This window comes from Kocuria rhizophila (assembly GCF_003667225.1).
GTDB lineage: Bacteria > Actinomycetota > Actinomycetes > Actinomycetales > Micrococcaceae > Kocuria > Kocuria rhizophila.
Genome location: NZ_RCOM01000118.1, coordinates 1 through 5,141, shown reverse-complemented (window position 1 = coordinate 5,141; position 5,141 = coordinate 1). Strand labels below are relative to the sequence as shown.

Annotated in this window: 6 protein-coding genes; 2 read left to right on the top strand and 4 right to left on the bottom strand. The window is 65.7% G+C overall.

The window, feature by feature from the left end:
• The first annotated feature begins 489 nt into the window (after positions 1–489).
• On the top strand, positions 490–1,080 hold the full coding sequence (locus D9R02_RS11165; protein ID WP_029603643.1) for a recombinase family protein: 591 nt from the start codon (positions 490–492) through the stop codon (positions 1,078–1,080).
• Positions 1,081–1,299: 219 nt separating this feature from the next.
• Here D9R02_RS11165 and D9R02_RS11160 read toward each other — a convergent pair whose 3' ends face one another.
• Both D9R02_RS11160 and D9R02_RS11155 read right to left on the bottom strand, forming a co-directional pair.
• The gene (locus D9R02_RS11160) at positions 1,300–2,100 is read right to left on the bottom strand and encodes a hypothetical protein (protein WP_124109941.1); all 801 of its coding nucleotides are present in this window, start codon (positions 2,098–2,100) and stop codon (positions 1,300–1,302) included.
• 71 nt (positions 2,101–2,171) lie between these two features.
• A protein-coding gene (locus D9R02_RS11155) for an IS5 family transposase (RefSeq protein WP_100205781.1) occupies positions 2,172–3,072 on the bottom strand; the annotation gives its coding sequence in 2 pieces (ribosomal slippage) (positions 2,172–2,720 and positions 2,722–3,072; 900 coding nt in all).
• A 97-nt stretch (positions 3,073–3,169) separates the two neighbouring features.
• Here D9R02_RS11155 and D9R02_RS11150 point away from each other — a divergent pair.
• Positions 3,170–3,892 (top strand): AbiV family abortive infection protein, encoded by a 723-nt coding sequence (locus D9R02_RS11150; RefSeq protein ID WP_029603648.1) that lies wholly within the window; start codon positions 3,170–3,172, stop codon positions 3,890–3,892.
• A 111-nt stretch (positions 3,893–4,003) separates the two neighbouring features.
• Here the strand turns inward: D9R02_RS11150 and D9R02_RS11145 are convergent, their stop codons facing one another.
• Complete coding sequence (locus tag D9R02_RS11145) at positions 4,004–4,630, bottom strand: methyltransferase family protein (protein WP_224764959.1); 627 nt, start codon at positions 4,628–4,630, stop codon at positions 4,004–4,006.
• 97 nt (positions 4,631–4,727) lie between these two features.
• The coding region (locus tag D9R02_RS11140; RefSeq protein ID WP_220700425.1) for a cytochrome c biogenesis CcdA family protein at positions 4,728–5,141 on the bottom strand (414 nt) is incomplete at its 5' end.

The following is a 5,141-nucleotide window of genomic DNA, read 5'->3' as shown; positions in this document are numbered from 1 at the left end:
CTCACCATCCGCACCGCGGCGGCCTTCTCCTCGTCCGAGTAGCGACGCGTCGTCGGCTTCCCATTCGCCAGTTCCTTCGGCATAACTCCATCCTCGTTTCCAAGGTCAGGAGCCTCCAACAAACTCAGGGCGCTTCATCCGCCCAGATCGCTTTGGTTTTCTCTCTATGGTGCACATTAGCTTCCCGTTCTCGTGGCAGACGCATCGCCAGCCGATGAGGAGCCCACGGATTGCTCCCAAGAGGACCTCGTCGGAACCGACCCTCATGTAGTAACAAGCATGTCCGACCGAGCCTCGTCGAGGGAGACGCTTGACCTCAAGCGAAGAGCTCCTCATGGAATGTTCCCTATCCGATGGGATGCGAGACGTCTCGTCGAACTTTTTTGCACCCGCGTGGTTCCGGGGTTCGGTGTGTCTCGCAGCTATGTGCTTTATCCTGGGGCCTAAAATTTGTTACTCACCGTAGGTTGCGAGACAGATTGGGCTGACGTGGGGAAGTTCATTGGGTATGCGCGTGTGTCGACACGGCAACAGGACGCGGACCGTCAAGTGCATGACCTGCTGGCGTCGGGCGTGCGACGCGATGATTTGTACGTCGACCATGGAGTTTCTGGAGACCGTGGCTCCCGTCCCGCCTTCGACAAGGCGATCGCAGCAGTAGAGGAGGGTGACACGTTGGTCACCACCACGCTGGACCGATTGGGGCGGTCGACGCAGAACATGCTGGCCTTCGCCGAAGGACTCCGGGGGAGAGGCGCGGGGTTGCGGGTTCTCAACCTGGGTGGGGGAGACGTGGACACGGCCACCCCGATGGGTTCCATGGTCTTCACCGTCATGGCGGCTTTGGCCCAGATGGAACTGGAAATCAAACGCGAACGCATCACCGACTCCGTGGCCAAACGCCGGGCCGCCGGCAGGGACCTCGGTGGGCGGCGTCAGACCTTTACCGACTCCCAGATCCGCAACGCGCTGCGGCTGATCGAGTCGGGGGAGCCTGCCACCCAGGTGGCACGGGATCTGGGGATGTCGAGGGCCACTCTCTACCGGCGAATCCGGGAACTCCCCGTGCCGGGTGTGTGATTCGTCGATAGCCGGTGAATCTGGTGCTGCAGTGGTCGCTCCCTCAGCGTTCATGTCATCGTGCGGGTCTTGCATCCCCATTTAGGCGCGGGGTCCTGGGTGAGGGGCTGGGAGGCGGCCCGCGCACGGCCCGGTTCTCTCTAGCGTGCACTCTGGAGCTAGCTGAATTTTCTGCGCGGTTCTGGGGGCCTTGTGGATGCACTCCGGGGCGACGTTCTTTCAGGAGGCAGGAGACGCACCAGTCGGAGCGTGCGGTGTTGCGGTCTCGCGGATGTCGCCAGAGGCAGGATGTTCGTACGGGGTCCGCTTGGGCAGGGCCTGGTAGGTCAGTGCGCTCACCCCCAGGAAGATCGTTCCGGCGAGCAGTATCCGGCTCACCAGCTCCGGAGCCTCGGAGGCACCCTGGGCGGTGGCACCCCAGACGAGGCCGTACACCAGGGCCAGGCACCACAGTCCCGCAGCGATCCCGACATGCATGACGGTCACACGCCAGCCCAGGGCTTCACGCGATTGCCCGCCCCCGGAGGACCCCAAGGGGCGCCGGTTGAGAGATTTCCCCTGGAGGTAGGCCTGCGCGAGGCGCCGACGCTCATGAAGCGCATCGGACCACCGAGCAACGCCGTGCCCGGAAGAGACCAACAAGGCCACCAGCGCCACAAAGGTCAACGGAGCATCGCGGATGAATGCCCCTAGCGTCAGAGCCTCAGAGGGAGTGTTCCCGGGACGGGCGGAGAACAGCACCACGCCGAGGAGGCTAAACACGACGATGGAGGCTGCCCAGAGAAGTTCCCGGCCCGGCACGAGGTGCACAGCAGTTAGCTTGGCCAGGGCCTCCCGGGACAGGCGCCGAGCGGTTTCCCGATCGTGCTGGGGTCCGTCCATCTCGGCGATCTCCCTCCAGTACGCGGCCGAACGACGCCATCGGGCGGTAATGGTGAGTTGGCCCAAGGTGACGACGACGCCGACTGCGGCGGCCACCGCTTCCAGTACAGGGGTCAGAAGATCAATCCATAAGTTCACAGACGCCATCATCTCCTCGCGCGCGTCCGGGCTTGCGTATTCCGGCCACCGGGCAGTGGGGTTTTGGTCAGCTAGGGCATGTCTCCCAATAGGTCTTTGAGCCAGACGGTGATGGCGCGCAGTACGGCCCCGCCGCGGTAGGTCAGCGCGAGCTTGTCGTAGCGCGTCGCGAGGCCTCGCCACTGCTTGAAGACGTTGAACGACCGCTCGACGACGTTGCGGCCCTTGTAGTCCTCGGCGTCGAAGGACGGCGGCCGACCACCTTGGGAGCCCCGGCGTTTCCGGTGGCCGGCCTGATCAGCGGGCTCGGGGATCACAGCGGTGATACCGCGGGATCGTAGATGCGTGCGGATTGCTCTCGAGGAGTAAGCCTTGTCCGCCCGCAGCCGCCCGGGCCGGGTCCGGGGCCGACCCGGTCCGTGGCGGGCCACCCGCAGGTGGCGCATCAAATGCGGGAACATCGGGGCGTCCCCGGCCTGACCCGGGCCCACGAGCACCACCAGAGGACGTCCGGCGCCGTCGACCAGGGAATGGATCTTGGACGAGAGTCCGCCACGGGAGCGGCCCACCGCGTGGTCAGCCGGCTCGTCGGGCAGATTCGTGTAGTTCGATCCCGCCCCCTGTGTCACGGGCGAAGTTCGTGGCGTGCTGATGAGCCCGGTTGATCGTGGAGTCCACCGACACCGCCCAGTCGATCAGCTGAACCTTCTGCGCATCCGTCAGCAACGCGGCCAGGATCCGGTCCCAGGTCCCGTCCGCGCTGTAGCGGCGGTGCCGTTTCCACACGGTCTGCCACGGCCCGAACTGCTCGGGCACATCGCGCCAGGCGATCCCGCACCGATAGCGGTAAAGGATGCCCTCCACCACGGGGCGGTCATCGCGGAACGGCCGCCCCCTCTTGCCGTCGGAGGACGGCAGAAGAGGGCGGATCCGTTCCCACTGATCATCGGTCAGTACAGCCGTACGGGACATACCTCCAGCCTCGCAGAACCACTCACACGATTAAAGAGACATGCCCTAGCCCCATTCGTGCCTCAGTGCCGTCGGGCCACTGGGCGACACTGGGACTATGACCAAAATGAGTGCCGTAGAAGCGCGGAAGTTCTGGAAGGCACTGGTGGACAACGCCTCTGCACTGATTTCCGATGCCCACCTCCTCCTCGCTGCTGAATCCTATGGACGCGCCAGGTCGTTGACTGTTCTGGCGCAGGAGGAGCTGGGCAAGGCGCTGTGGATCTATGACGCCTTCGAGCGTGCTTGGAGCGATGGTGACGACTCGCCCCGCGCCGTGAGCGTACTCAGGCAGCACGGACGCAACCACACGAAGAAGTACCTAGAAGCGGTCGTCTATGGCGATGAGCTCGCGTCCTTTTGGGGCGATTACAGCTCGATGTCCAGCTTCATGCGGGAGGGAGAGCCCTGGGAAGCAGCCTGGGATCGGAGGAAGAAGGAGGCCGAAGCTGCTGCGGTCAAGGCCAACCTGGCCAAGCAGCGAGGGTTCTACGTGGACCGTGATGATGACGGCGCGGTCCTTTCACCTACGAGCGTCGAGACCGGCACCGTTGCTCAGGATCTCCAGACCGCCGCGCAGGTGGTGGAGATGCTGCTCATCCGCGATCACACTCGGATGAAGCGGGAAGCAGTCACCCCGTATGACAGCACCCACGAACAGCAGTTCCGCCTGTTGCCTGTGTCTCACCCTAAGGACTGGGCTGCGGCCTCCGAGAACTTCAAGGATGGACAGCCCATCGACCACTCAGGCGAGAACCAGCAACACGAACCCGACACCTGAACGGGCATGGCCTCGGGAACACCGATGTCGTGGCACCACCGGACCCCTTGCTAGGGTCCGCTTCCGCCACGCTCTTGTTGGTTCAGCCCTTGTGTCGTGGCGGTCCCCGCCTCAGGCCCTCTCGCTATGAGGTGTGCGATGGAGCCGGCCGAGGCCGGGCAGGAACCGGCCCACCCGGTCGGCGTAGGAGGCGTAGTCCTGACGGTGGGTGGCCAGCAGGTATGGCTCCTCCACCAGGCGGACCTGCAGCTCCACGGCCAGCAGCAGGCACAGCCACGCCGTTGCGCTGACCACGGTGGGCACCATGAGCATCAGGCCGGCCAGGGTGGTGAGCATCGCGGTGAAGATCGGGTTGCGGACCACCGCGAAGGCCCCGGTGGTGACCAGTTCGGTGCGTTCGGTGGCGTCCACCCCGATCCGCCAGGAGGAGCCCATGCCGGCCTGGGAGGCCAGCACGCCGAGGAACCCGAAGACGGTGATGACCAGACCGGCCCAGGGAACAGCCTCCGGCAGGCGGGGTGCGGTCACGGTGCCGGTAAGGGCCAGCACGGGCCCGGCCGCCCCGAGCACCAGGGCCACGGCGAAGAGGACCCCGCCCCACCACTGGGCCGTCCCGGGTGCTCCGCTCAAGCCCCGGAAGCCGGTGGAGCCGGTGCGGGCCCGGTGGATCCAGGTCCGCACACCGAAGGCGGCCACCAGGCCGGTCAGATACAGGCCCAGTGCGAGGGTCGGGGCCATCTCCGTCATCATCGTCGTCCTCCTGGAAGTGGTGGGTCAGCCCGTGGTTGGGCGGCCTTCGTGGGATCGGGCGCCCATGAGGGGCATCCTGTGGGGCTCAGACGGGGGTGATGAAGGTGCCGGCGAGGCTTTGGATCTGGTAGATCCACTGCATCCAGATCCCGGTCACCATCAGCAGCCCGACGGCGATAAGCACGCAGCCGCCGGCGAGGTTGAAGGTGCGGATGTTGCGGCGGATGTAGGTCAGGGTGGTGGTGACCCAGTTGAGGCCGGCGGCGACCAGGACGAAGGGGATGCCCAGTCCCAGGCAGTAGAGGAAGCCCAGTAGCGCCCCGCGCCAGGCCCCGCCGGTGGTGGTGCTCAGCGCCAGCACGGCGCTGAGCGTCGGGCCCATGCAGGGGGTCCATCCCAGGCCGAAGACCACCCCCAGCAGCGGTGCCCCGGCGATACCGGTCCGCGGGGCGAATGAGGGTTTGAGGGTGCGCTGGAAGAGGGAGAACTTGCCCACCAT

Excerpts from the sequence above, each read along its gene's own strand:
- D9R02_RS11145 (WP_224764959.1), bottom strand. The coding sequence starts at position 4,630 with ATGGCCCCGACCCTCGCACTGGGCCTGTATCTGACCGGCCTGGTGGCC.
- D9R02_RS11150 (WP_029603648.1), top strand. The coding sequence starts at position 3,170 with ATGACCAAAATGAGTGCCGTAGAAGCGCGGAAGTTCTGGAAGGCACTG.